The organism is bacterium (genome assembly GCA_021158245.1).
In the GTDB taxonomy this organism is placed as follows: Bacteria; Zhuqueibacterota; QNDG01; order QNDG01; family QNDG01; genus QNDG01.
Genome location: JAGGVB010000179.1, coordinates 44034 through 70205, shown reverse-complemented (window position 1 = coordinate 70205; position 26172 = coordinate 44034). Strand labels below are relative to the sequence as shown.

Sequence of the window (26172 nt, the reverse complement as noted above, 5' to 3'; positions counted from 1 at the left end):
TACCGAGGCCGGAGCTATTCATCCATTTAACTTTAGACAGATCAATAACGAATTTCTTCTTGCCCTGCTCAACCAATTTCTTAACTTTTTCATGAACGGCAATAGTCTCTTCCCCGCCCATCAAATTACCTTTTACGAAAATAACATTAACTCCGTTTTTATCTTTGACATCAATATTCATTCTATATCCTCCGTATAGATTTAACACCCTGTACACATAAAAATATAATTCTTATGAAACCAAATTCCAAATTATTTTTATATTTAATTTATTTAACATCTTTTTCCGACAGTATCTGAGAAGTATAAATATACATCTCCGCCCCTTTTTTCCAGGCATCAGCAGCAAGGCCTGCTTTTTCCTTTGCACAATGTTCTACAAATTCCCGCCTGTTCCACCCCATTTCAGTTGCAACTTCAGGAAGATATGTGCCGCTTCTGACACCCTGCTTTATCCAGATTCCGTGAATACCTGTTTTAATCTCATCAATTGATTTAATCCGCTTAAGCGGAGACAGAATTGATATTTTTACATCTATCTCATCCATCTCTTTGGATGTCACAGGATTATACGTAAATCTGTAATCCTGGGTTGCAGCTGCAACAGCCATTTGTGAAACAATTTTCCACAAAGGCATATCAGCTCCAAAATGGCCTATACAGCCTCTTAATCTGCCATGATTCATAAGTGTAACAAAAACGCCTCTTTTTAATAAAAGATTTTCTTCCAGAACATCAAAATGAGGAATGGCTCTCTTTTTTAAAGCCGCCATTATGCTTTTTCTTGCTATCTGAAAAAGCTTCTTCTTTTCCAGGTTTGAAAATTTAATTTGTTCGGACATTCCATCTCCTTCGGATCTCTTTGTTTTTTCCCTCTTATCCCTTACTTCCTTATAGAAAACAGCTGATCCGTATCCTACAACTCTGTTCCGCTCACCTGTAATATCACCGGAGTTCATATAAGGAAGTATATGCACTTTATCTGCACCTATTTCCTTTGAGATTATCATAAGAGTTACAACTGTACCGAGACCGCATAGTGTACAATCAAGATTTCGAATGCCTCTTCTCATCACATCATTGTTTAATCGAAGTAGCCCTTTGGGATCTCCTTTTTTAATCTGATCAAGCGTTTTGAGATCTACTTCATATGCATCTCTGTAAGAAGGATAGTGAGACATATCGGAACTTGCTATAAACAGTACTTTCTTTGATTTCACAGATTTAATAATTGCTTTTGCTATTTCCTTTGCCTGTCCATATGACAAACGCCCCATTACTATAGGAACAATCGGGACTCCGGGGAGTACAGTTTGTATAAACGGAAGCTGCACTTCTATGGAATGTTCATAAAGATGTGCAGATCTGTCAACAAATAGAAGGCTGCTCATGGATACAATTTCATTTACAAGTTTTTTATCTACTTTTAGCGAACCGAGTGGAGTGTCGTACGCATCCCAATCTCCAAGGGCACCTCCGGTAATGCCCTTGTAATGACATGTCCCCATTATTACAACAACATCATAACTGCTGCCTTCAATCTGACGATAGCCGCTTGCAGCTACTTGTCCGCAAAATTCATATCCCGCATGAGGTTCCAGCAATCCTGTTATTGGCCCTTCTATATTAACAATCTCCGAATTATCAAGATATCTTTTAATTATATTTGAGAGTACTTCCGGATCAGAAGGGTAGAACTGTCCTGCTTTCGCAGGCCTGCGTATATCATTAGTCTGGCCAAAAGCCACAGAAGACATCATGTTAAGTGTACAAATAAAAACAAGAAACTTTAGAAAAGTACAATTTTTAATTCCGCCCATTTTGTTTTTTACCTCCATACTCCGGAAATTTTATACCCGCAATATTGGCACACTCCGTTTTTCAATTTCATTTCAGTGATCCGGAAGCCCATACGGCCGATAACCAGCTTACCGCATGAAGGACAATACGTATTTTCTCCTTCATGCCCCGGTACATTCCCAATGTATACATAATTAAGGCCAACGTCAAGAGCAGTGTTTCTTAGTTTTTCAACAGTTGAAACAGGAGTAGGCGGTAAATTTTTTAATTTATACTTAGGATAGAATCTGCTGAAATGAAGAGGCACATCAGGGCCTATATTTTTCTTTATCCACTTTGCCATATCTCTGATTTCTGCAGGATCATCGTTCAGCGTGGGTACAACAAGGTACACAATTTCAGTCCACACACCGGATTCTTTTAATTGCACGAGAGTATCAAGTACCGGCCGCAGTCTGCCGTGTACAATATTTTGATAGTAGGATTCATTAAAAGACTTAAGGTCAACCTTGAATGCATCTATAACTCTGCTTAGATCAGCAACAGGTTTTTTATTTATAAATCCGTTTGAGATAATAATGCTTCGAAGATTGTTCTCTTTTGCTTTTTCAGAGACGTCATAAATAAACTCGTTAAAAACTGTCGGTTCATTGTAGGTAAAAGCAACTGAAGTGCAGCCCCAGTCCAACGCATATTTAACAACAAAATCAGGCGTAAAACGTGCGTAAGGGACTTCTTTGAGGCGCCTTCTTGCTATTTCCCAGTTCTGGCAGAATTTACAATCTACATTGCAGCCTACACTGGCAATTGAAAAAGCTGTTGTTCCAGGCAGGAAATGGAAGAAAGGTTTTTTCTCAACAGGATCATTATGGTAAGCGGAAATTCGTCCGTAGACAAGAGAATAGTACTTTCCGTCTCTGTTTTCTCTTACCTCACAGTGCCCTCTCTGTCCCGGCTTTGTAATACACTGCCAAGGGCAGAGCATACATTGTACTTTTTTATCTGCCAGTTTTTTATAGTATCTTGCTTCTTTAACAGTATCAACACCGCTTCCCCCCACTGCCCCGTCAAAAAGAAGAAATGTACCGGCTGATGAAATTTTTAAGAATTGCCGCCTTGATATGCTATTAATCAAATTTTCAGACGGCTTTTTCATTATTTACTCTTTTCTTCCCTGTTGGTATTATATATAAAACTTCTTCATCAATACCGAGAACCTGCTTCGCTTCATCATCCCTGAAAGCCCCGACTATAACACTACCCATGCCGAGAGAACATGCTTCAAGCTGGACATTCTGGCCGACATGGCCGCACTCCATATACACATATCTTTTTGCCCTGCTGCCGTACCTTGATTCAGTACGCTGAAACCGCGCAGCAATGATTATATTCAGCGGAGCAAGTTCAATTGACTCCTGGCTAAGTGCAGCCTGTTTAAGCAGTTTTGCAAATTTCCCTCTTTTTACAAGCTTCAAAGTATGGTTCTCAGGCTTGTATAGATAAATACCCGGCTTTACATCATTTACTCTCATTACAAGAGCATAAACTTCGATCGGATATGTTCCGCCGGCAGACGGAGCTGTACGGCCGATCTCTTCACCAAGAGACCCCTGTGCAGACCACAAAATCTGAGACAGCTCCGTTATGTCAACCGGTTTTTTTGAAAACTCCCTGATTGATCTCCGTGTTGAAATTGCCTCTTCTAATGATACGCTGCCATTCCTGTCAGGTTCCGGTAAAGTTATAATTAAATCATCTGATTTAGTATTAAAAAATTTCTGCATCGTATCCGGCTCGTAATGTTTTTTGTGAGATTGAGTAAAAAATATTCACAATTAAGTTTTTCCGCTTATTCTGATAAATTCAATTCATATACCCGGTATCTTTTATACTCCTTAAACCCCATTTTTAAAATGGGATTATTCATTGCCATATTATCCTCAAGGATATAATTAGCTTCTACTCTTGCAGGCTCTGTTGGTACAAGAACTTCGTAAAGCCTTTTATAAAACAAGGTGTCAATAGCCTTTCTCTGATACTCCGGTATCATTCCAAGTGCCCAAACCCTGAATTGATTAATCCTGTTCTTCTGAAAAAGCATCCTCCAGATACCCACAGGAAACAACTTCCCTTTCAAATCCTTAAAAAGCTGATTAACATCAGGAAGGACAATAAGATATCCTATAGGCCTGTCGCCCACTTCAGCTATCATAACAATATCAGGATTCACTAGGGGCCTTAAAGATTCAGCCATATCGTCAGCTTCTTCAGGGGTTACAGGCACAAATCCCCAGTTATTTGAAGTGGATTCATTTGTAACCTGTACTATTTTTCTCACATCTTCCTTCAGGTGTTTCATGTTAATAGGCCGGACTTTTACTCCGTATTTTTCTCCAATCTTCTCTGATAAACGAATAAATCTTTCGGGAAGGACGTATTTGGCAGGAGAATCAACATCATAGACAAGCAGGTCTTTTATTTTTTTCATACCGTATTTAATCATTTGAGTATTATAATAATCAGGATTGTACGGCGCCATTATCATTGGAGGGCTGTCAAATCCTTTTGCAAGGAAACCCCATTCCTGTGATTCAAAACGCATCGGCCCCCACATCTTTTTAAATCCCTTATCACGGGCCCATGAAGCGGCTGCATCAATTAGTTTATCCGCATATTCTTGATTATCATAAGACTCAAAGGAACCGAAAAGAGCTACAGGCTCTCCCCAGCATTCAAGAGATACCGGATCAACAAAAGCGCTGATACGTCCTGCCACTTCGCCGTTATCAAACAGCAGGAAAAGAGCATAATCACATCTTTTAAGATAGGGATTCGATTTCGGCACGAACTTTTTCTTCTCTTCCACAATTAAAGGCGGAACCCATACAGGATCATTTTTGTACAGCTCATATGGAAACATGACAAATTTTTTCAAATCTTTCTTTGCCGTTACATGTCTTATTTCAAGACTCACTATTGATCTCCCTCTTCTAACTCTTCTTTATGATCATATCTTTTCAGAATCCATTCTGTTGTTACTCCGAAAATAATTCCCGATATCATCATAGGCCAAAATCCCTTTTCCCATCCTGCACCAAGCAGCGCTGCTGCAATACCGCAAGGGATATTAACCAAAAGGCTGATTATTATGCCTCTTAAAATCCATGAAATTTTCCAAATAACGGCACCGGAAATAAATCCCATTACTGTTCGTGAAAGAATAATCCCCCAAACTCCCCATGTAGGGATGTGGCTGGAAAACCCTGTTGATAACAGCCAGGAAATAATTCCAAAAAAGAAACCCCATTCCGCTGCATACTTAATTCGCTGCCAGGACTGCATGAAAATTCCTCCGTAAAAACAATTTACAATACACAGAAGGGCATCATGCCCCCCTGTGCGGTACATTATCGACTATGATAGATATTGTAATAAATTTTTCTAAATTTTTCTATCTATTTTTCATCCTTTTTTAAAAAAGGTGTTAACAAATCAATCGGCACCGGGAAAATCATTGTAGAATTATTCTCTGCTGCCACTTCAGTCAATGTCTGAAGGAAACGAAGTTGAATAGCTGTAGGTTCTTTTCCCAGAATACCTGCAGCTTCTGCAAGACGTGCGGAAGCCTGGAACTCTCCTTCTGCATGAATAACCTTTGCCCTGCGCTCTCTCTCAGCTTCTGCCTGACGTGCAATTGCCCTTTTCATCTCTTCAGGCAGATCAATATGTTTTACCTCAACAAGAGATACCTTAATGCCCCACGGATCAGTATGTTTATCAAGTATTGTCTGAAGCTCTTCGTTTATTTTGTCGCGTGCAGACAGAAGTTCGTCAAACTCGGAACGCCCCAAAATAGAACGCAGAGTTGTCTGCGCAAGCTGAGATGTTGCATAAAGGTAGTCCTGCACTTCCACAATAGCTCTTCCTGCTTCCATGACTCTGAAATACACAACAGCATTAACTTTAAGAGACACATTATCTTTGGTAATTACATCTTGCGGCGGAACATCCATTGCAACTGTTCTCAAGCTCACTTTTACCATACGGTCAACAACCGGGATAAGGAGAATTAAACCGGGCCCTTTCACACCGGACAGCCGTCCAAGTCTGAAGATCACACCTCTTTCATACTCTTTTAAAATTCTGACCGCACTTGCAAAAATAAATATGGCCAGTAACAATAAAGTAATTAATCCTGACATAGCTTCCTCCTGTTTTCAATTAATTATTTAACGATTTTTTCAACTCGTAACATCATGTTGTCAACAGATAGAACATCAACCTTATCACCGCTTCTAAGAGAAGAATCACACATTGCCTTCCATATTTCACCATGAATTCGAACCTGATAGAAGTCACCGAGTTTTCTTGCAACTTCACCTTTTTCTCCGACCAGCCCCTCCAGCCCGGTACTAACTTTTTTCTTCTGGGCTTTAAGTGCCAACCCGAGAGCAACAACAATAAAGAATGCCATGCCTAGAACCGCTGGGATGACAATTTCGAGAGAAACACTCATTTCCGGAGATTTAAAAAGCATTAAAGATCCTAATAGCATTGACACAATACCTCCTATTGTTAATAATCCAAAACTCGTAATATGCAGTTCAAGGATAAAAAAGAGAATACCAAGAAGAATAAGTAAAACTCCGGCAGCATTAATAGGTAGAACCTGCATTGAAAAGAAAGCGAGAATAAGACAAATCCCGCCGATAGCACCGGGAAAAATTGCTCCGGGGCTTTTCAGCTCAAAAAATATTCCGGCCATACCCGCAAGCATCAGCAAATAAGCGATATTAGGGTCGGAAATCTTATCAAGAATATTATACTGCCAGCTCATTGGTTCAAACTTTATATTGGCATCCCTCGTTTTTATTGTCTTGTATCCGTTTACAAGTTTTATTTTACGCCCGTCAAGCTTCCGGAGCAAATCATCTTTGTCCTTTGCTATAAAATTCACAACGCCTATTTTTACTGCTTCTTTTGCAGTAATCGACACACTTTCCCTGACCGCTTTTTCCGCCCATTCTGCATTTCTCCCTCTCGTTTCCGCCAGGCCCTTTATGTGTGCAGCAGCATCATTGGTAATTTTCTCAAGCATTACACTTGAAGTATCCTGTTTGCCCATTGTAACAGGATGGGCAGATCCGATATTTGTACTTGGTGCCATTGCTGCAATGTGTGAAGCGTATGTAATATACACTCCGGCAGATGCAGCTCTTCCTCCTGTAGGTGTAATATACACAACTACCGGCACTTTTGCAGATAATATTTTTTTATCGATTTCCCAGGTTGACTGCATAAGCCCGCCCGGAGTATCAAGCTCTATAATCAGGCATTCTGCATTCCCTCTCTCTGCCTTGTCCAGATTCTCACTGATATATTTGAGTTTTACAGGGGTTATGGGCCCCTTAACATCTATTACTAGTATTTCATTTGAGCCGCACATTAAATTAGGAGAATAGCACAAAATCAAAACAATAAAGAATGATAATATAAATTTTAAATTTTTCATAATTACCGCCTATTTATCTATTATTAATCAAGGATTTATCCCAATTTAAAGAGTTATATTTTTTACATATTTTTATTGTCTTCTCAATTGGTAGTGCCTCAACTTTATGATGATCTCTTCCAACTACAGTTTCAGCAGCAAAAAGAGAATTAAGTATCGCTTCATACGTTGCTTCTACAACTGCTAAAAATAAGGGAGACATTTTATTGTTTGGAATTTGCTCAAAACGTTCCACGCTTTTTTTATTATCAGATTTTATTCTACATTTCTCGTTTGTAGAAAAAGCGATGACATAATCTCCGCTGCCGTTACTTGAAAATCCTCCGCTCAATCCAAGGCCGAGCATTGCTCTTGAAGCAAGACGCTTCAGGTTCCTGTGCAAGAGAGGAGCATCTGTTGCTATTACAATCATGCAGGAGCCCTCTTCATCATCAGGAAGGTACCTGCTGAATGAGTATTTCCCGAGTTCCCTTCCCACAGGTGCTCCGTTTACCGACAGAATCCCGCCGAAATTTGTTTGTACTAACACCCCCACCGTCCATCCTCCGAGAGCATCCGGTAATACTCGTGAAGATGTTCCTATACCACCTTTGAATCCTAAACATGTTGTTCCCGTACCAGCACCAACACATCCTTCCCCCACAATTCCACCCTTAGCATTTTTTATTGCATTAATAACATCATCTTCTGTTATATGAAATCCTCTTATATTATTCAGCCACCCATCATTTGTTTCTCCTGCAACCGCATTAACAGAACGAACTTCTTCATTTCCGGGAAGGCTGAGAGTATACTTAACAACTGCTTTCACAGCAGTACCTACATTCAATGTATTTGTTAAAATGATTGGTGTTTCAATGTTGCCTAGTTCCTCTATCTGAGTTGAGCCTGCAAGTTTGCCAAAACCATTACCCACATAAACAGCACAAGGTACTTTTTCCTTGAAAATGTTCCCGTCATGAGGCAGAACAGCAGTAACTCCGGTACGAACTGAATCTCCCTTTTGGATAGTAACATGTCCAACCTTTACACCTTTTACATCAGTGATTGCATTATATTTACCAGGGGATATAACACCAATTACCACACAAGCTTCTCTTGCCCTTGGCCTTTTATTAGACTGAGCCAATAAATTATTGTCTATAAACATGCCCGCAAGAAATATTATTCCTGCATAAATACAAATAATTTTTAAATATCTAATCAAGTTAATCACCATTTTCTCTTGACATTTGCTTATAAATTTTCCAAATTAAAGTGTTGCAACTAACTTAAAATAGGTAACCCTGTAATTGAGTCCTTTTCGCAACTATAAAGAGTCAAGTTGTAAATTTGGGAGTCCGGCTCTGGCGTCTATTACAAGCCTCCTTAGAGTGGAAGTAAAAAGCGTTCAGGAGGACACCCACCGTGTAATGCGGGTTCTTTATAGGCTGGGACGAGGTTGCAGGGTTTTTTAATACTGTTTTATAAACAGCCAAACACCCTGCAAAATTTCAATTTAATAACTCTTCGGCATCTTTTACTGAATTTTCTATTTGAAAGATGTCATTCAGCCTCATCCTCTTAAAAAGCTCTTTTAAAAGGGGGTTAAGCCCACATATAACCATTTTACCATTCTTCTTGTCAAGTCTGTCATGCATTAAAAGTAAAACGCCCAGGCCCGAGCTGTTGATAACCTCCACTTCCGATAAATCCAGAATAAACTTATCTATGTTATTTTTCATAATGTTGAGTATCTGTTCTCTGAAAATAAACACCTTTTCCTGAAAAATCTTCGGTTCGTTTATTCTTAGAATAACAAAATTTTCTCTTTCTTCATAATTTACAATTGGCATGTAAAATTCCTGTTACATCATAGTAGTAAAATCTCTGTCAAGGCTTCTGTATTGAATTGCTTCACTTATGTGCTGCACTTCAATGTTTTCTTTATCTTCAAGATCTGCTATTGTCCTGGCAACTTTTAAAACCCTGGTATATGCTCTTGCTGATAAACCGAGTTTTTCAATTGCTCTTTTCATCAGCCCTTCACTCTGCCCTTCAATAATGCAATATTTTTTAAGATGTTTTTCAGTCATATCTGCATTACAAAATATCGATGTTCCTTCATATCTTTCCAGCTGATATTTTCTCGCTTTTACAACTCTTTCTCTAATTCTTTCGGAAGATTCGCCGTCTCTTTTATCAGCAAGTTCATTATATTTTACTGCAGGGACTTCAACATGTATATCCATTCTGTCAAGCAAGGGCCCGGAAATTCTTGATCTGTAACGCTGTATCATAGGAATCGTACAAGTACATTCATGATTGGGGTCAGATAAATACCCGCACGGGCACGGGTTCATTGCAGCCACAAGCATGAAATTTGCCGGATATGTCAAAGATAGTGCAGCGCGGGAAATAGTTACTTTTGCATCTTCCATGGGCTGGCGCATTACTTCCAGCACATTTTTTTTGAATTCCGGAAGTTCATCCAAAAAAAGAACACCATGATGAGAAATACTCACCTCTCCAGGCCGCGGGATATGCCCCCCTCCGATTAACCCTGCATCAGAGATTGTATGATGCGGCGATCTGAAAGGCCTCGATGCAACAAGGGCTTTCCCTTCAGGCAGAATTCCGGCAACCGAATGTATCTTAGTCGTTTCAAGAGCTTCTTCCAGAGTCATATCAGGAAGAATTGTAACCATCCGTTTTGCAAGCATTGTTTTACCTGACCCCGGAGGCCCGATTAAAAGAACATTATGCCCGCCGCTTGCTGCTACTTCAAGAGCACGTTTAACATGCTGCTGACCCTTCACATCACTGAAATCAACATTATATTTTCTGCTGTCTGAAAAAATTTCATCAATATTTACTTTAAAAGGATGCCGAGAATTTTCCTGTTCAAGAACTTCAACAGCTTCTCTCAGGCTTTTTACAGGAAAGACATCAATCCCCCGTGCTATTGCAGCTTCGTTTGCATTTTCAGCAGGCAGAATTACCCGCTTAAATTCGTGCTGCCCTACTGCTATTGCAATAGGCAACGCACCTCTGACAGATCTGATTTTTCCATCAAGAGCAAGTTCTCCGAGTATTACGGTTTCATTAAAAATATCCGACGATATCTGAGAACTTGCATACAGTATTCCCAGCGCAATCGGAAGATCAAATGCAGACCCCTCTTTCCTGATGTCAGCAGGAGCAAGGTTAACTGTCATCCGTTTACGCGGTATGGAAAAACCACTATTTTTGATAGCCGCCCAAACTCTTTCCTTTGATTCCCGGACAGCACCTTCAGGCAGCCCCACTGTTGCAATACTTGGTAGTCCATTTTCAAGGTGAGTTTCAACCTCGACAATATACCCTTCTATGCCGAGGACAGCAGCGCTGAACACTTTTGAGAACATAGATCAGAAACGTCTTTTAGTTTGGGGATCTCTTTTTCTTTAGTATATACAAATATCATTAAATAAGCAAGAACTTTTTACATATTTTTAAAAATGCTTTCAGAATGATTGATACCGGGCTGTATCAAAAAACTTCTAATATCAACACAAGGAGCTAATCAACAAAGCGAACGATTGAATTTAGCATGAACCGAAAAATTTGTTTCCTCCGCCATAGCAGGAATTGCAATTATTTTTTTGAACCTTTTGATACAGCCCCCAGCTAAACTATTTTTTTACTGCTTTTTCAGGTAATTCCTTTATCCATTTAAAGATATCATCGCATTTACTTTTTAAAACCTTGTATACAAGCCCGTCATCATATTTAACAAGCATGTAAAAGCCCTTATCTTTATCATAGGGTTTCCCGAAGACTACGACTTGCTGAGTCCCGTCAGATTTTCTGAAAACAATGTACTTTGCTGAATTCTGAAATCCGTACTTTACACTCTTGTTGTAATCTGAAAATGTACCTCCGAGGCGATCAACAACTTCCTGAGCGGATATTTTTGTAACATTGTCAAGAAATTTCTTTGCCTCATTCTGGTCAATTGAGACCTCTTTTTTCCCGCGTACAAGGACCCATACCTTCTTTTTAACCGGAGCTTTTGTAGTATCACTCTTTGCTTTCGGCTGCTCTTTTTCTTTCTGACGCACAACCACTTTCTTACTATTTTTCACAACTCCAACCATATCAAGTTTGCTTCTATCCTGGGTAACAGCATCAAGGTCAACAAACCTGTCAACACTGAAGGTTGTCAAAGTATCAATATCACCATAAATACCAAGACTGGCAAGAAGGCTTTTATCAGTAAAATAGACCTTATTCCTTCCTGCAATCCTTACAAAACCGGAACTCGGGTCTTCAGGTTTCTTTCCTATAATGAGATTGGCAAGAGGATTGCCTCCATTATCCTTTAACAGAAGATGAATCCCCTCACTGTCGCCGATTTTATATAAGTCAAAACGGGCGGGATCAGAGGAACGTACTTTACCTGTCATCTCCAGGACATCGTTAATCAGGCTTGAAATCCTGCTGCTCTCCGCTTTACAGTTAAAATGGCTCTCAATTCTCCATTGGTTATCTTTCTTAAGAAACAGAATTTTTGCGCTTTTATTCTCTCCCAATTCCCTGTAAACTTCAATACTTCCGACATCCTCCGGTTCAACTCCGATTACAACAGATTGAACCAGTTTGTCAATATCTATACTGTGGTTCCTCGGTTTTGTAATTATGTAGATAAGGAGAAGAGATAAAAACACAATCCCGAATATTTTAAGATTTCTCTCACTCATCTGAGCTCACCTCTTTCATATTTTGTTTGAAAATTATCAATTGTTATATGCTCTACGTTTACGCCTTATTGTTAAATATATACCTGCTGCTATAAAAAGAAGCGGAGTAAAAAGCAGAACAAAAGCTTTGGCTGCAGCCTTGCCCACACTGCTTATTTCTCTTATTCTTCTCGGCGTTACATTTTTTGCTCTAATATTTATCAATTCATCGCCAAGAGTCAGAGCATCTACGCAGTTCACAAGAAATTTTTGATGGCTGTCAATATACTGCATTACATCATTCTTAAACATATTGCTGCAGCCTATCGCAATAATCTGTGTCGGCACTGCTTCTCCTGTAATCTTTTCCTGTACGGAAGCAGTATCATTATTATTCTTATCTGAAGAAGCTTTCCACGGGGGAACATCCTGATTCAGATATTTTGCTTTGAATTTGCCCTTGATGTATACACCAAGAGGCTGCTTTCCGAGAAAACTGCCTCTCTGCGGAGGATTTGTATTTACAGGCCCCCATCCTCTGCCTGTTCCGGTCCATGAATATTTGCTTGATGTAAAAAGAACTTTTTCAAAAAGAGAATCTTCTTTAATCTTTTTTTCATCTAATAAAATTCTTGATCCGTACATAAAAAACAGGCCGTCAATATTATTAGAGATTGAAAGGTCTCTGTTAATATTTTCAGGGTTAATCTTAATTATTACAGGTTTTCTTACAGGCTCCATTCTCTGCTCACGAAACTGCAGCCCTCCCATATTTCTGGTCTGATAAACAGGTATCTGAATATATGCACTATTTTCATCCATAAACATATTACTGCCCAGTTCAATCCCGTAGCTCTTTGTTAAGTCGCTGATATTCAGGCCGGTAGACATGCCTGTAATTTCAAATTTGCCGGGACGCGTTCTTGAGGGATATATTCTGTAATTGTACTGCTGCCCTGCCATTATAATATGAACACCCTTATGCACAAGCTTGTCAATCTCAAACATCTGACGGACATTTAAGGGTTGATCCAGCATCAGAACCATAGTACTGATATCATCAGGAATCTGGTCTTTTTCAGTAATATTTGTCCTTGTTACATTGTAACCGGCCTTTTTAAGAAGTTTAACTGCATTAGAATACATGTCGGGAGGAGTCTGTCCGTAATACCTGTACATCTGCTGAGGGGCTTCAGGTTTACCCGGGTAAAACGCTATTCCGGGTTTTTTCCTGGAGATTAATTTGTAAACACGGGAAATAATTTCGTATTCAAGGTTTCCGAAATTCTCCGGCCGAACTTCAGAAATCACATCCTCTTTCCTGTCAAGATATGACAGAACTATAGAAGAGTATACCCTCTTTACTGCAATTTCATCGCGGCTTGTACTTCTTACACCAATAGGTATAACACCTTTTTCGTACAGTCTTTCAGCAATCTTTTGTCTTTGGACCTTCTTTGGTTTTTTTGCAAAAAGGCCTTTAGCTTCTTTCTCTTTTTGCACATCTTCCTGATATGCCTCTTTCTCCTCTTCTTTGGAAGGGTCAAAGACCTTGTAATTAAATTTCCCCCTTGATGCCAGTTTTAGCTCTCTCAATTTATCTATCACATCTCTTTCAAGGTTTTTCCACTGTGTCGGCATCTTTTCAGACGAAGATACGTAGTATGTAACTTCAATTGGCGCTTCTAACTTTGAAAGAATTTTCGTAACTGAAGGACTCATAGTGTAAATTCTATCTCCTGTCAGATCAAATCTGCCTCCGTGAAAATTATTAAAGACCATATTAATCAGCACTGCACAACCTGCAAGCAGCAGAGTGCCTGCCACAAAAGTCGTGGTAAACTTATTATTCAATACTTTCATCGTTAGTACTTTCTCCTTTCCAATACTTTAGCGTTTAAGTAGAGGAACAGTGCAGTATAGGACAGAAAATAAATGATATTTTTAATGTCTATCACGCCGCGTTCAATATCATTAAAATGCCTGGTAACCCCTATATATTTATATAGAAAAGTGCCCAATCCCGGAATCCAGCCGTCAATCACCATGGGAACATACTGCCATCCTATTAAAGCAAGAAATCCAAGTGCAAGGCTTGTAATTATTAATGAGATAATCTGATCTGAAAAAAAGCTGGATATAAATATGCCTACTGAAAGGAAAAATCCTCCAAGAAATACTGCTCCGATATAACCGCCGATTATCGGGCCCAAATCAGGATTACCAAGGAAAAGCAGTACTATTGGAATTGTTATAGTTCCTGCCAAAGCAACACAGTAAAAAATAAAACTTGCAAAAAATTTACCCAATACAATACTTTCTGTCTTCATAGGCAATGTAAGAAGGAGTTGAACAGTACCGAGTTTTTTCTCTTCTGACCATAATCTCATAGACACTGCAGGTATGAATACAAGCCCCAGTATAATTGGAAGAGTCGAAAAAAATGAACGCATGTCTGCATTGCCAAGGAAAAAAAGATGAAACATGTAGATACTTGAATTAAGAAAGATAAATATTATACTGAATACATACGCAATAGGAGAATAAAAATATGCTTTTAGTTCTCTTCTGAAAATTATCCCTATATCATTCACTTAATACCTCCTTGCTCTGTTAAATCCTCAGTGCTTTTTCCAAGGGCAGTGAGCTTTATAAAGGACTCTTCAAGAGAAAGTTTGTCCTGATAAAGAGATTCTATTTCCAGCTTTTCATCTCTTATCATTTTGTTCAAATCGTGAATAATATCTGCACCTGTTTCATAATATAATTTACAACTCACCGTATCTTTTGACGAATCGTCACTATATTCAATTTTTTGTATTTGTTTTATTTGTTTCAGGCTGCTGTCTACCAGATTTTTTTTACCTTTAACTTTAAGGAAGATAATGCTGTATTTTGTAACACTCTCTCGTAATTCTTCAAAACTTCCGTTCCCTACAATCTTTCCTTTGTTTATCACAAGTATACGGTCTGCGATTGTAGTCACCTCAGGAAGAATGTGAGTGCTTAATATAATTGTTTTCTTTTTAGCAAGCTCCTTTATCAGGTTTCTGATTCCGATAATCTGAAGCGGGTCAAGCCCTGAAGTAGGTTCATCAAGTATCAATACATCAGGGTCGTGAATAAGGGCCTGTGCAAGGCAGGTTCTCTGCTTGTACCCTTTTGACAGAACTCCTATTTTTCGATAAATAACCGGTTCCAGCCCGCACGCATCAATTACCCACTCTCTTCGCTTCTTGAAAGTACCGTTTAGATGGCGTGCCTCTCCTACAAAAGAGAGATACTCATCAACCAGCATGTCATCGTAAAGAGGCACGGTTTCAGGAAGATAGCCAATCAGCTTTCTCACCTCAAAAGGATTTTCCACAACATCATATCCGCCTACCGTTATCTTTCCGGATGTCGGCATGCTGTAAGTTGTAATTATTTTCATTGCAGTTGTCTTCCCTGCTCCGTTAGGGCCTACAAAGCCTATTATCTCTCCCCTGTTCACAGAGAAAGATACATCGTCGAGAGCACGGGTTAAACCATAGTCTTTAGTTACATTCTGAAGCTCAATCATAATCTTACCTCTCGTTGAATTTCCTCCATTTTAAACTCTCTCTCCTGTTTGATTAAACAGCGAATGGCTTATATATTATTTAAAACGTATAACGTATTATTTAACGTTGCACTTTTAAGTTAGTTCCGTGTTTTAAATAAAAATTTGGACTTTTTTTAAGTATTATCAGCTATTTTGCAGATGGAATATCTTCTTCCATTACAAGGGATGAACTGTTTGTTAAATTGTCAAAAACTCTGAACCTGTATCTAATAAGTTTACCTGCAATATCTCTGTGCCATTCGATATATTCTTTAAACTCGGCCTTTTCTCCCGGATCAAGGGAATTTAAAAAAATTATCTTCAGGATATCGGGATTATCATTAAGATATAAACTTACTTCCAGTTTAGGATGGATTATTCTATCCATGGAAAAATTACGTACTGTAACAATAAACGTAATTGTTTCTCCATGGCCAAGCTTATTGTCAGGTACAGGGTCAATAACATCAACAGTGCATGCTATATTGGTCTGTCCTTTTATATTTAATCTTCTGCCTGCAAGCTTTCCGATAAACCCAGGATTACTTACTGCCTGTGCAGCCATATCTTTATCATTTTTATAATCCGGAAAGCCCGGGACTCTTGAGATCACGCGCTTTACAGAAGAACATCCTGCAAAAATTACAACTAACGCAATCATCAAAATAGTAAACTCTTTTGATCTTTTTATATGCATAAATATTCTCTTATAAATTATACTCCGGAGCTCGGGACATACCGGAAATTCCCTGTTTCAGACCATTCTCCATTAGATTTGCCTGATTGGCAAACAACTCTCCAGTAATATGTCTTTTTATATGAATTAATTTTCCAGGCATAGGAAGTATCACTTAATTGGACACTTACAGAAGGAGAGACAAAAAGAGAATCATCATCAACCTGCAGATAATAATCAGATGCACATGACACTTTTCTCCATGAAAAACATATTACGGAAGAATCTGCAATTTCACCATTTACAGGACTGACTAATTCTGAAACAAACTTTATCCATTCCATTGTTACTGATGTAACATATCCTTTTTTAATATTAATGCCATCTCTGTAACTACACACATCACATCTGGAGCTACTTCCATAACCCAACAGAAATATTTCATAACCTATCCCGACATCCAGATTATTGATTCTTCCTTTGAAATAATCTCCCTGCAGTTCCAGATCCTTATTAAAATAAACAGATCCACGACGTTCTATCCTGCAGGATACTCTCCGCAACGAATTACCAGTATTAATTGACGATAAAATCTTCCCTATTCTGCCGGATATTAATACAAGTTGTACAGATCCTGAATTTTCAGGATCAATAATAGAAGAGCAGCTAATAAATGTTAATATCAAAACAATAAAAAACCTGTAAAAAACTCTTTTCAAATCAACATCTCCGAACTAATAATAAGCAGGAACTTCAATGACAATCTCACTCTTATCAACATGTCTGAATAATAAAAAGGGGGTTACAACAACACAAGCAGCAACAGGATAAATCCAGTAAAGCGGCTTCTTTTTTTTGTATTTCGCTTCAACTTTGAAAATAAAATTATTACCCAATAATCCATACGGATAGTCTTCAAATAAATCCCAGACTATTTTCTTGTTTTTACCCGGTTTTACTCTATTTCCCAAATCACCTGTTACAGCCCTGGGGATAATTTTAAAATTTCTGCCTCCATTATCAGAAAGTTTAATATTAACTTTAAACTTTTTCCAAATTTCACCCTGTAAATCATAAGTAATAATTATCTTTTCGCCAAGATCTGTAAATTTTACATTATTTACTTTTAAATCCTGTGCTGATAATTTAACATTTAACAGGAAAGTAAAAATTAAAAACAGATAAGTATACCTGCGCATTCTTTTAATGCTCCCGACTATCAAAATTGAAAACTCGCTCTATCCACCTGGATTTCCGTTTTTTGCGAATTTGGTCAATATAGCTTGTACTATATGCCCTGCGAATAGCAACCATTTCTTTCTTTCTGGAATTTGTAGTATTCTCAATTACACGTACACTATCAACCTGCCCGAACTTATTTACAAAGACCAATAATTTTACGTAGCCTGATTTCATTTGTTTCCCTTTGACAGTTGTTTTCCTGAAGACAATATTATTGGAAATTACAGGAAAATCTTTGCTGTCATGAGAAGGTATATCATCAACTTCTTTAAAATCCGTATCTTCAATTGTTTCATCTTCCGGAATCAGCTCATCTTCCGATGGTATAGGAACACTGGGAAGCATGGGCATCTCCGCTGTTTTTTTCTTTTGCGTTATAGGGGGGAGTTCCTCAACGTCTATCTCTATCTTTTTAATCTGCAGAAATCCGGAAATTTCACCGGATCCATAATGTTTTGAAACAGTAAAAATAATAATAAAAATCAGAAGTGATACACTGAGAGATTTTTCAACTCTGATATAATAGCCCCTTTTACTGCAATGCATTTCTAATATCCCGGTTCTTCAGGTTTCACATCTTTTACTATTCTAAAACCCACATCATTGCGTGTCTCATCCGGCCGGAACATTCCCCTTGTTGCAGTACGGCAATTCCACCTTGAATATTTCCATGATCCGCCGCGTATGACTTTGACCGCTCCAGAATCAGGGCCCGCAGGATTATCATACCCGCTGTGAGCATAGTATGATGCACTGTACCAGTCAGAACACAGTTCCCAAACATTACCCGCAAAATCAAATATCTTAAGTTTGTTTGGAGGAAAGGAACACACAGGCGCTGTATTTTTATAAATATCATCCCCTGCTACGCCGCTTATGTTTGCCTGATTGAAAATTAATGTCCTGCCTGTAGGAAAGAGAATATTTTTGCCCTCATCTCTTGCAGCATATTCCCACTCAGCTTCTTTTGGGAGCCTGCAGCCCAGCCATTTTGCAAAAGCCCTTGCTCCAAACCAGCTTACTTCTACAACAGGATGTTTTTCATATCCGATTTTTGGATAGAAAACACCTTTTCTAAGTAATATTTTACAATCAGGATCTCTTATATCCAGCCATGGAGAGCCATTTTCAACGGGATTGCCTGCTTCATTTAAAAAATCAGCAAACATCTCATTTGTTATTTCACAATTACTAACCCAGAAAGAACTGACATTAACAACATGAACAGGTTTTTCATCGGTACTAAATCCCATCCCCCACAAATCTCCCATCTCAAAAGTGCCGCCTTTCACAAATACAAAATTAATTGACACCTCTTTTCTGTGTGTAAGATCAATAACCTGGCCTGTACATATCTTACTTAAAGAAAAAATAATAACTGCAGAAAAAAACCAGAATGATTTATTCATTTACATTACCTGTAACTATTTTTCAGCATAAACAGGGATAAGACAAAGTATTTGCAGTGTTTTATTACCAGTATTCTTAAACTGGTGTTTCTCCATAGGAGGGACAAAAATCGCAGTGCCTGGCGTAACTTCAACTTCCTGCCCATCCTTCCAGACTCTTGCATTACCGCTTATAATAAACACTTCATGCTCCCAATCATGAGTATGAAGGGGTGTAAAGCCCCCTGGTTCCACTTCAAAAAACCGCATTGCGAAATTAGGAGCACCCTTTGCTTTTGAAATCAGCCACCTGATTGTAGTACCCTTTACATTATCTGCTATGACAGGTTCAGGATCAATTTCAGTGTAATGAACTATCTGCATTAAATGCCTCCATTATAATGTTTTATTAATTCAGGTAGACAAATTTTACATAATTTCTTATTAAAAATCAAGGGAATTAAACAACATTCTCTTTATAATGGAGAGAAGCCGCTGCTAAATATAACAACGGCTTTTAATAGAAGAGGAAAGGAGATTGAAATGTATCACTCTGTGGGAATGATTACATTAATATCTACAGCAAATTCCCTGCCAATCTTCAGGAATATTTGTCAGCTTGTTTTTATTACACTTACATATTAAACATACAATCTAATGTACCTCTTACTGTTCACAAAATTCTCTACATAAATCAATTTTCGACACTAATTTATTCTTTATCACTTTGTTTGTATTAATCTCGTGAAAATACTGGAATCTCACAAATATTAAAGATTTATATTTACTGTAATTAATGGCGAAAAAGAAAGCTCTTTAGGCTCCCTGTGTAATTTTACTAAATATATGCCATCTCCTGTACTAACAATATCAGAACTGGATTCAGGCAGCCCAAAGACAGCTCCGGCCTCCAGGCCAACTCTTTTTTTAAAAAAATTTTTTAATCCAAATGATAATGTCGCTCCATTCATCCATTTAAAAAGCTGACTGGAGATAACATTGCTACTTTCAGTAACATTAAACAATCCCATATAAATACCGCCTGCAACATATAAGCTTTTATATAATTTTGACCGCAGTCTCAAAGAAAAGCTTACTATATTTCCCGGGTAAGGAGTAAAATAGCGAGATTCTATGAATGACGTAACACCAATCATTGCTTCTGTTTGTATTCCATTAAAAATACGAATGCGGCCGGAAAATCCCAAACCTCTTACAGATCCGACAAACATACTGAATGCATAAGGCTTTTTCTTTTTAATAAAAAATCTACGCTGATTCTGGCTATATACAGAATTTGTTCCCACCATTACAACAAACAGTGAAACTGCAATTATACTGATTTTTTTGCTTCTTTTCAATTTTCCCCCTATCTTTCTTTTAAAGAATGTGCTAAAAACCATGAATACAAATCAGGATTAGTATATGTTTCATACCATCCTGAATGTGTCCCGTTATCGTAACTTGTCAGTTTGACATCACAACCTGCTTCAAGCAGAGCATTATACATATCCAATGCAGATGAATAAGATATTACAGGATCGTTCTTATCATGGAAAATCCATACTGCACCATCTTTCAGATATTCTGCTGATTGTGTTTCCCCTTCACCTGCAATTACAGCTATTGCTGCAACGCTATCAGTATGTGCGGACGCGACATCATAAGTAACCGACCCCCCCATACTGAAACCTGTCACATAAATCCTGTCCTCATCCACTGAATACATTTCCTTTATATCTAGGACAAGCTTCCATATAATATCTACTTCATACTCTTCTGTAGTTTGAGGAGCAACAACAATAAATGGGAAATCTTCATGTTCTTCAGCATAATCACCAAGGCCAAAAACCTTATAATCATCATAGGAATTCACATTGGCATGATAACCGTGCAGAAATACAATAAGAGGATACTTATTACTCTCATTATAATCTTTAGGTGTAGAAATTATGTACTTATAATAAAGAACTTCTATATCCGGAATAGGTACTTTCTCACATTTTATCAGCAGCAACAAAGACGAAATTAAAATTAAAGATAATATTTTTCTCATATTAGACTCCGTTTTCAGGCATTAATATCCTCAGAAAAATCTATCTACATCAAGGTAAATTCGACATTTTGACGTTTTTCGGAATTGCTTACATTATCATGAACAACAATTTCCAGTTTATACTCCCCTTTTCCCGCACTCGACATATCAAAACTTAAAAAATTTGAATCCTTAACTGATTTTCCTGAATATTTATTTTGAACTGTTATTGTATATGACTCGGATTTTCCAAAAATTCCAAAAAGATTTTTAACTTTTCTCCCGGGGGACCCTTTTTGTTTGATATTAAACGTAACAGTATAATTTGTTAAATCATCAGCCCCCTTTTTAAGATTGTACACTTCGTAATAGATAAAAAGAGGATCTTTTTTTGAAAATCTAAGACTCGGATTCGGAATAATATTGAGATTTCCTCTAATTCTCTTCTCAGAATCGGCTTTAAATTTTATATCATAAGCCAGCAGCAGCGTACTAAGACTCAAACTATTTCTGCCAGGCCTGGGAACAACATATTTGAACCTGCTGCCGTTCAGCTGATCTGTTTTTGGAATCCGGCAATGTATGGCAATATTATATTTCTCCGGATAAACTTTAAATACAAATTTTCCAATAAACTGTTTTTTATATATATGTTTGTTTTTCCCGGATTTTATAAGTTTATACCTCTGCAGATCTTTATATACTTCTTTCATGTATTTATCAAACACTGTTATACCAGCCTCAAGCGTTATGGAATCTTTTTTTGCTTTTTTAAATATCTCACCAGCTGGGATTGCATATGCAAACTGTACTTCTGTATTCGAACCTGAATATAAAAATCTGTTCGCAATAAAAGACATGGGCAGTACCGTAGTAGTCTTAGAGAATCTCTGCTCATCATGTTTCATTGCAAACTCAGCATCATTTATACGTTCATCAGTAAGTTCCGACATTAATGTAGTTGCACTAATTGCCTGAATGTCATCAACTGTCTGGCTATCGGAACTTTTAACCCTGTCAGCGCCAATAGATTCTGCTATCCGATAATATTTAGTATCCCAGTCATAGAGTTTTTCAAGCTCTTGCCCCGAGGAAACCATTGGTTTCAGAGTCCAGTATCCGGGAGGAGCATCCGGCGCAATATAAAAATGAAAAATAAGCTTTGTTCTGTTCCCCCTTTGCCTGTACAGCCATGAAATATTAGACGGTACACCAGAGCCGAAGGTGGTTATTCTGTCATCAGGCTCTCCGTACCTGATATAAATCAAACCCATATCATTGAATTTATAATTCTCATAATACCACGGAGGGAATACTATTGTATTTGCAACATCAGATTTCTGCAAAACATGACGTAAACCGTCATACCTGTAATATTTCTCTGCTTTCAACAATCTTCTATAATGTTCTATCAAACGGGAATTGTACTCCATTGCAGGCATAAGGTTTCTTTTAATCCATAAATAATTAACAATCCTTTTAAGCTCTGCAAAACTCTTATATCTTTTAAGTGCTCTGTATTCCTCAGCATGAACAATAAACATAAGGCCTTCAGTAACCAGCATTGCCCCTGCATTTGTTGACACGCTGTCAACACCAAGCCAGTAAAACCTCTGAGCATCTTTAAATTTTTTCTGAGTAATTCGCAGTCTGACGAGAGACAGATAAACTGGCTGCAGCTCCATTTGGCCGTGATCTTTCAAAAGAGAAGAAAAAACCGAATCGGCAGCTTCAAGAACTCCTTTTCTTCTGTACAATTCTCCGAGTGCATATCTGCTGTAAGGATCCTTTCGGTTAATTAAATACGTCTCTATTGAATCCGAAGATACATCCTCAACCATATAATCAATTAAATGGAATACTTCATATCTGTAAATGTTATTTTGAGGATCAATCCTCATCTGTTTTCTGATTAATTCAACAGCATCAATGTATTTACCATTCATTCTTTTCAATAAGGCCCATTGATAAAAAACATCTTTATAAAGAGAATCCATTTCCACAACTTTCTGGAAATATTTATCAGACTTTTTAAAATTCAACAAACGCAAAATCGGTGCATTGTTTTTACCGAGCTCTCTCTCACAAACTGCAAAAGCATAATGCGCAAATATATTCTCAGGCTGTTTATACAGCAGTTTTTGTGCAAAAATTTCGGTTGAGCCCCAATCCTTCTTATCAATTAAAACTTGTATAAGCTTTTCCAGTACTGCTGTACTGTCAGGGTGTTGTTTAAGAATTATTTTGTACTCTTTAACCTGCTCTTTAAAACTGGTATCACCTGATATATAATTTTGAGCTTGTACAGCAGTACAGAATAGTAGAATAAACAGAATAAGGCCTTTTATATGCCCATTCCATAATCTTTCCCTTATCATCTCATCTCCATAATTATCTGTTATTAGAAAATTTATAGCTTCTCCTCAGCCAGTAGGAGACTAGTTCACCTCTGACTTTTGCAGGTAAATATTTACTTTTATAAGCGGCATTTACTGCAGATTTCGCCAGAATACTGCTACGTGAAGAATTGCTGATAACTTTCACTGAGTCCACAAACCCCATTGTGTTAACCAGAATATCAAGTGTAATTATACCTCCTATTCCATGTTTCCTCAATTTTTCAGGGTAAGACGGAATAACTTCCAATACAGGCCTCGGAGCAGAAGCACCCGATCCGATTCCGGACTCAGTATTGCCATCAAAAAGAGGGATGCCTTTGTTTATATCAAAATCAGTATCCGGAATAGTCTCATCGGGAGGTACATAATCATCCTCAACAGGAATTGGTACTTTAGGTAAATCAGGAGGCCTCGGCATCGCCCCCCTCGAATCAGTAACCGGAACATCCAAAAAAATATCTGCATAATCAAAATGCAACTGTTTATTATGCAGGGGAGAAAAACGTTTTGACATATTAAAAATTAGAATAAAAATAATTAGAGTAACAATTAATGATCTCTTAAGCAGAACAGAATGTTCGGATTTATATTTTGTTCTCCTGTTAAGAACAGACATTGTTTAGTCTCTATTATTAAAAGAGTTAGACTTAATAATTAACCCATTCAGGTTAGTTCTTCAAAAAAAGAGTAGGAAGTCTCTTTCATGCCAAGAGCTTTATATGTCTTCTGTGCAGAGGTGTTGTTTTTATCAACATAAAGCCTTATGCCGCATACATCTTCTCTTGAGGATGCGTAAGATTTAACAAACTGATACATTTTTCTATAAATACCATGCCTTCTGAATTCAGGTTTAACATATACACTCTGCACCCACAAAAAAAGTCCGTTTCTCCAGTCACTCCACTCAAAAGTTAACATCAGGCATCCCGCTGTCTCTCCGCCTGATTCAGCGACAATATAAAAACCGTATTGCGGATTTTTCATAAGATTAAGAACGCCGTTTCTGATCACTTTTTTGGCAATTTCTTTTTCTTCAGTCTCAATAGCCATTAATCTGTTAAATTCTGCAATCATTTCAGCATCATCGAATTCTGCTTTTCTGATAACAATATCGGATTTCATAAGCCGTGTCCTTTTCCCATAAATAACATTACGCAGGATATCAATCAAAAAATAAATATTTTAAAATCACACAGCAACATCTTTAAATGATGAAGTGATCTGAGCAATCTGTTCAAATTTTGACTGAACTTTATCCAAAGATTCACCCTGGCGGTAATTATCTTTATCAAGCCTTGCAGACGGATCCAGCTCGCCAAGGACATTGGACTGATTAAAATTCGGACTATCTGTCTTATATGGCCACAACCTGAAAGAACCGCCGCTGATCTCATCAATTAACGTAACCTGATTTTCAATTAACCCATATTCAAGTTTCATATCAACAAGCTGCAAATTAAATTTTGAAAATGCCTTCTCAAGATGTTTAAAAACCTCTGCATTTATTTTTCTCATATCAGCATAAATATGGCCGCCGTCTTTGGCTTTTATAATATAATCGACATAGGAATCATCAAGCATGGGATCATGCAGAGGATCATCTTTATAGTGAAACTGTGTGATAAGCGGATTAAACCATGTACCTTCTTCAACATCGCTCCATTTTAAAATTGATCCGGCTGCAACACGGCGCGTAACAACTTCCAGGTTAATTTTAAAATCCAGTTTTTTAACAAGATTTACCTTCTCCTGAGGCCTTTCAATATAATGAGTTTTTATTCCGCATCGGTTCAAATACTCAAATATGTCACTATTTGTTTTCCAGTCTACGAGAGCTTTCCCTTCAATTACATCATGTTTTGCACCATCACCGGCAGTAATATCATCTTTAAAAACCATATATACAGATTTCGGGTCACTTGGGTTCTCATAAATAACTTTTGTTTTACCCTCTGCGACTTTCTTAAGAGAATCCAGTTTTAATCCCATGGGAAGCTCCTTTCACCTTAAAATGAAAATTATATTTTAAAATACAATAAATTTTTTAATGATTATTTTAAGATAAAAAAGGTTTATTAAAAGACAAACATTTTTTTTAAAAATGATAAATTTATATCAGAATTTCAGTTTTAAAAAAAAGTATTATTGAAGGCTTGCAAGAATAACACGAGAGTCTTTCAGCTGATCATCAGACCCGTCTGAAAAACGAACGACCCATGCCACAGTTTTTACATCCCTGAGAAATCTGTCAGCAGTAATAATGAGAGCGCCAACCCGGTTTCTGTACTCAAAATTAAAAGATGATATATCTGTTGCTATAGGATCCCCGTTTCTCCATAATGTATTGTATTCATATGAATAACGGTTAATGTGGTTGTTATCATCAATAAATATAATCTGCTTAGGCTCTGCACTTATAATTTGCCTGGTTCTCGACAACTCATTATTCATCTGATTAAGAATCATTTCAATACCAGTAATTTTCCTGCTGCTGTTATCAGATCCCGAAAGCATTATACTCATCTGTGCGGATTCAATAAAAAGGAGAAAAATCCCTGCAACAGATATTGCTGCAATAAATATGGTCCTGAATTTTTTATTATGTAAAGACGGCATTCCGGCCTCTCTAATATGACTTGTTTTGTTATTTGATTTATGCAATTTCCATGCCATAGTTAGATCAATATTTCTGGTCAAATTGTAACTATTTGATTAATAGCAAGTAAGAGGACAAAATTATTTTTTCTGTTAACAATCTTGTTTTAAGGAAGTATCCAAAACGAAACAGCAGGTGTATCTTTTTGCTGCTTTAATGGAAAAATTTTCTCCTGTATCTC

General features: G+C 37.6%; 28 protein-coding genes. All 28 read right to left on the bottom strand.

All coding sequences use genetic code 11. The annotated features are described in order from the left end of the window. Positions 1 to 181: STAS domain-containing protein (locus J7K93_10165; GenBank protein ID MCD6117370.1), on the bottom strand; the 181-nt coding region annotated here is incomplete at its 3' end. 88 nt (positions 182 to 269) lie between these two features. Continuing rightward, positions 270 to 1820, bottom strand: a complete 1551-nt coding sequence (amrB, locus tag J7K93_10160) for an AmmeMemoRadiSam system protein B (GenBank protein ID MCD6117369.1) — start codon at positions 1818 to 1820, stop codon at positions 270 to 272. A gap of 8 nt (positions 1821 to 1828) precedes the next feature. Next, positions 1829 to 2956, bottom strand: coding sequence for an AmmeMemoRadiSam system radical SAM enzyme (gene amrS, locus J7K93_10155; protein MCD6117368.1), 1128 nt, complete (start codon positions 2954 to 2956; stop codon positions 1829 to 1831). Continuing rightward, a complete protein-coding gene (locus J7K93_10150; GenBank protein MCD6117367.1) occupies positions 2940 to 3584 on the bottom strand; it encodes a SagB/ThcOx family dehydrogenase in 645 nt (214 codons plus the stop codon). Before J7K93_10150 ends, amrS begins: the two co-directional genes overlap by 17 nt. Before the next feature lie 65 nt (positions 3585 to 3649). Then, positions 3650 to 4774, bottom strand: coding sequence for a GNAT family N-acetyltransferase (locus tag J7K93_10145; GenBank protein ID MCD6117366.1), 1125 nt, complete (start codon positions 4772 to 4774; stop codon positions 3650 to 3652). Next, the gene (locus tag J7K93_10140) at positions 4774 to 5142 is read right to left on the bottom strand and encodes a hypothetical protein (GenBank protein MCD6117365.1); all 369 of its coding nucleotides are present in this window, start codon (positions 5140 to 5142) and stop codon (positions 4774 to 4776) included. The genes J7K93_10145 and J7K93_10140 overlap by 1 nt, the downstream gene beginning before the upstream one ends. A 113-nt stretch (positions 5143 to 5255) precedes the next feature. Beyond that, positions 5256 to 6002, bottom strand: coding sequence for a slipin family protein (locus tag J7K93_10135; GenBank protein MCD6117364.1), 747 nt, complete (start codon positions 6000 to 6002; stop codon positions 5256 to 5258). 23 nt (positions 6003 to 6025) lie between these two features. Then, positions 6026 to 7312 (bottom strand): nodulation protein NfeD, encoded by a 1287-nt coding sequence (locus J7K93_10130; protein ID MCD6117363.1) that lies wholly within the window; start codon positions 7310 to 7312, stop codon positions 6026 to 6028. A 13-nt stretch (positions 7313 to 7325) separates the two neighbouring features. Beyond that, positions 7326 to 8462: a P1 family peptidase gene (locus J7K93_10125; protein ID MCD6117362.1), complete on the bottom strand. Its 1137-nt coding sequence runs from the start codon at positions 8460 to 8462 to the stop codon at positions 7326 to 7328. A 343-nt stretch (positions 8463 to 8805) separates the two neighbouring features. Beyond that, positions 8806 to 9147 carry an STAS domain-containing protein gene (locus J7K93_10120; protein ID MCD6117361.1) on the bottom strand — a complete coding sequence of 114 codons (342 nt, stop codon included), beginning with the start codon at positions 9145 to 9147 and terminating at the stop codon, positions 8806 to 8808. A 12-nt stretch (positions 9148 to 9159) separates the two neighbouring features. After that, a complete protein-coding gene (locus J7K93_10115; protein MCD6117360.1) occupies positions 9160 to 10698 on the bottom strand; it encodes a YifB family Mg chelatase-like AAA ATPase in 1539 nt (512 codons plus the stop codon). 267 nt (positions 10699 to 10965) lie between these two features. Then, complete coding sequence (locus tag J7K93_10110) at positions 10966 to 12033, bottom strand: DUF4340 domain-containing protein (GenBank protein ID MCD6117359.1); 1068 nt, start codon at positions 12031 to 12033, stop codon at positions 10966 to 10968. Between the two features lie 36 nt (positions 12034 to 12069). Then, positions 12070 to 13875, bottom strand: a complete 1806-nt coding sequence (locus J7K93_10105) for a GldG family protein (GenBank protein ID MCD6117358.1) — start codon at positions 13873 to 13875, stop codon at positions 12070 to 12072. Positions 13876 to 13877: 2 nt separating this feature from the next. Continuing rightward, a complete protein-coding gene (locus tag J7K93_10100; GenBank protein MCD6117357.1) occupies positions 13878 to 14606 on the bottom strand; it encodes an ABC transporter permease subunit in 729 nt (242 codons plus the stop codon). Continuing rightward, positions 14603 to 15574 (bottom strand): ATP-binding cassette domain-containing protein, encoded by a 972-nt coding sequence (locus J7K93_10095; GenBank protein MCD6117356.1) that lies wholly within the window; start codon positions 15572 to 15574, stop codon positions 14603 to 14605. Before J7K93_10095 ends, J7K93_10100 begins: the two co-directional genes overlap by 4 nt. A gap of 169 nt (positions 15575 to 15743) precedes the next feature. Beyond that, positions 15744 to 16292, bottom strand: a complete 549-nt coding sequence (locus tag J7K93_10090; protein MCD6117355.1) for a hypothetical protein — start codon at positions 16290 to 16292, stop codon at positions 15744 to 15746. Positions 16293 to 16309: 17 nt separating this feature from the next. After that, positions 16310 to 16990 carry a hypothetical protein gene (locus tag J7K93_10085; GenBank protein ID MCD6117354.1) on the bottom strand — a complete coding sequence of 227 codons (681 nt, stop codon included), beginning with the start codon at positions 16988 to 16990 and terminating at the stop codon, positions 16310 to 16312. A 15-nt stretch (positions 16991 to 17005) separates the two neighbouring features. Further along, on the bottom strand, positions 17006 to 17470 hold the full coding sequence (locus J7K93_10080) for a hypothetical protein (protein ID MCD6117353.1): 465 nt from the start codon (positions 17468 to 17470) through the stop codon (positions 17006 to 17008). 4 nt (positions 17471 to 17474) lie between these two features. Beyond that, positions 17475 to 18059: a hypothetical protein gene (locus tag J7K93_10075; GenBank protein MCD6117352.1), complete on the bottom strand. Its 585-nt coding sequence runs from the start codon at positions 18057 to 18059 to the stop codon at positions 17475 to 17477. Between the two features lie 2 nt (positions 18060 to 18061). Then, the gene (locus tag J7K93_10070) at positions 18062 to 18922 is read right to left on the bottom strand and encodes a formylglycine-generating enzyme family protein (protein ID MCD6117351.1); all 861 of its coding nucleotides are present in this window, start codon (positions 18920 to 18922) and stop codon (positions 18062 to 18064) included. Positions 18923 to 18937: 15 nt separating this feature from the next. After that, positions 18938 to 19285 (bottom strand): cupin domain-containing protein, encoded by a 348-nt coding sequence (locus J7K93_10065; GenBank protein MCD6117350.1) that lies wholly within the window; start codon positions 19283 to 19285, stop codon positions 18938 to 18940. A gap of 386 nt (positions 19286 to 19671) precedes the next feature. Beyond that, on the bottom strand, positions 19672 to 20262 hold the full coding sequence (locus tag J7K93_10060; GenBank protein ID MCD6117349.1) for a hypothetical protein: 591 nt from the start codon (positions 20260 to 20262) through the stop codon (positions 19672 to 19674). An 8-nt stretch (positions 20263 to 20270) separates the two neighbouring features. Further along, positions 20271 to 20957 carry a dienelactone hydrolase family protein gene (locus tag J7K93_10055; protein ID MCD6117348.1) on the bottom strand — a complete coding sequence of 229 codons (687 nt, stop codon included), beginning with the start codon at positions 20955 to 20957 and terminating at the stop codon, positions 20271 to 20273. Positions 20958 to 21001: 44 nt separating this feature from the next. Then, on the bottom strand, positions 21002 to 23314 hold the full coding sequence (locus J7K93_10050) for a hypothetical protein (protein ID MCD6117347.1): 2313 nt from the start codon (positions 23312 to 23314) through the stop codon (positions 21002 to 21004). 13 nt (positions 23315 to 23327) lie between these two features. Beyond that, complete coding sequence (locus J7K93_10045; protein MCD6117346.1) at positions 23328 to 23951, bottom strand: energy transducer TonB; 624 nt, start codon at positions 23949 to 23951, stop codon at positions 23328 to 23330. A gap of 47 nt (positions 23952 to 23998) precedes the next feature. Further along, positions 23999 to 24457 (bottom strand): GNAT family N-acetyltransferase, encoded by a 459-nt coding sequence (locus J7K93_10040; protein MCD6117345.1) that lies wholly within the window; start codon positions 24455 to 24457, stop codon positions 23999 to 24001. Positions 24458 to 24523: 66 nt separating this feature from the next. Continuing rightward, on the bottom strand, positions 24524 to 25324 hold the full coding sequence (locus tag J7K93_10035; GenBank protein MCD6117344.1) for a hypothetical protein: 801 nt from the start codon (positions 25322 to 25324) through the stop codon (positions 24524 to 24526). 153 nt (positions 25325 to 25477) lie between these two features. After that, the gene (locus J7K93_10030; GenBank protein ID MCD6117343.1) at positions 25478 to 25951 is read right to left on the bottom strand and encodes a hypothetical protein; all 474 of its coding nucleotides are present in this window, start codon (positions 25949 to 25951) and stop codon (positions 25478 to 25480) included. Positions 25952 to 26172 lie beyond the last annotated feature (221 nt).

Excerpts from the sequence above, each read along its gene's own strand:
- amrB (MCD6117369.1), bottom strand. The coding sequence starts at position 1,820 with ATGGGCGGAATTAAAAATTGTACTTTTCTAAAGTTTCTTGTTTTTATT.
- amrS (MCD6117368.1), bottom strand. The coding sequence starts at position 2,956 with ATGAAAAAGCCGTCTGAAAATTTGATTAATAGCATATCAAGGCGGCAA.
- J7K93_10150 (MCD6117367.1), bottom strand. The coding sequence starts at position 3,584 with ATGCAGAAATTTTTTAATACTAAATCAGATGATTTAATTATAACTTTA.
- J7K93_10140 (MCD6117365.1), bottom strand. The coding sequence starts at position 5,142 with ATGCAGTCCTGGCAGCGAATTAAGTATGCAGCGGAATGGGGTTTCTTT.
- J7K93_10135 (MCD6117364.1), bottom strand. The coding sequence starts at position 6,002 with ATGTCAGGATTAATTACTTTATTGTTACTGGCCATATTTATTTTTGCA.
- J7K93_10130 (MCD6117363.1), bottom strand. The coding sequence starts at position 7,312 with ATGAAAAATTTAAAATTTATATTATCATTCTTTATTGTTTTGATTTTG.
- J7K93_10125 (MCD6117362.1), bottom strand. The coding sequence starts at position 8,462 with ATGTTTATAGACAATAATTTATTGGCTCAGTCTAATAAAAGGCCAAGG.
- J7K93_10120 (MCD6117361.1), bottom strand. The coding sequence starts at position 9,147 with ATGCCAATTGTAAATTATGAAGAAAGAGAAAATTTTGTTATTCTAAGA.
- J7K93_10115 (MCD6117360.1), bottom strand. The coding sequence starts at position 10,698 with ATGTTCTCAAAAGTGTTCAGCGCTGCTGTCCTCGGCATAGAAGGGTAT.
- J7K93_10110 (MCD6117359.1), bottom strand. The coding sequence starts at position 12,033 with ATGAGTGAGAGAAATCTTAAAATATTCGGGATTGTGTTTTTATCTCTT.
- J7K93_10105 (MCD6117358.1), bottom strand. The coding sequence starts at position 13,875 with ATGAAAGTATTGAATAATAAGTTTACCACGACTTTTGTGGCAGGCACT.
- J7K93_10095 (MCD6117356.1), bottom strand. The coding sequence starts at position 15,574 with ATGATTGAGCTTCAGAATGTAACTAAAGACTATGGTTTAACCCGTGCT.
- J7K93_10090 (MCD6117355.1), bottom strand. The coding sequence starts at position 16,292 with ATGCATATAAAAAGATCAAAAGAGTTTACTATTTTGATGATTGCGTTA.
- J7K93_10080 (MCD6117353.1), bottom strand. The coding sequence starts at position 17,470 with ATGCGCAGGTATACTTATCTGTTTTTAATTTTTACTTTCCTGTTAAAT.
- J7K93_10075 (MCD6117352.1), bottom strand. The coding sequence starts at position 18,059 with ATGCATTGCAGTAAAAGGGGCTATTATATCAGAGTTGAAAAATCTCTC.
- J7K93_10070 (MCD6117351.1), bottom strand. The coding sequence starts at position 18,922 with ATGAATAAATCATTCTGGTTTTTTTCTGCAGTTATTATTTTTTCTTTA.
- J7K93_10065 (MCD6117350.1), bottom strand. The coding sequence starts at position 19,285 with ATGCAGATAGTTCATTACACTGAAATTGATCCTGAACCTGTCATAGCA.
- J7K93_10055 (MCD6117348.1), bottom strand. The coding sequence starts at position 20,957 with ATGAGAAAAATATTATCTTTAATTTTAATTTCGTCTTTGTTGCTGCTG.
- J7K93_10050 (MCD6117347.1), bottom strand. The coding sequence starts at position 23,314 with ATGATAAGGGAAAGATTATGGAATGGGCATATAAAAGGCCTTATTCTG.
- J7K93_10045 (MCD6117346.1), bottom strand. The coding sequence starts at position 23,951 with ATGTCTGTTCTTAACAGGAGAACAAAATATAAATCCGAACATTCTGTT.
- J7K93_10040 (MCD6117345.1), bottom strand. The coding sequence starts at position 24,457 with ATGAAATCCGATATTGTTATCAGAAAAGCAGAATTCGATGATGCTGAA.
- J7K93_10035 (MCD6117344.1), bottom strand. The coding sequence starts at position 25,324 with ATGGGATTAAAACTGGATTCTCTTAAGAAAGTCGCAGAGGGTAAAACA.
- J7K93_10030 (MCD6117343.1), bottom strand. The coding sequence starts at position 25,951 with ATGCCGTCTTTACATAATAAAAAATTCAGGACCATATTTATTGCAGCA.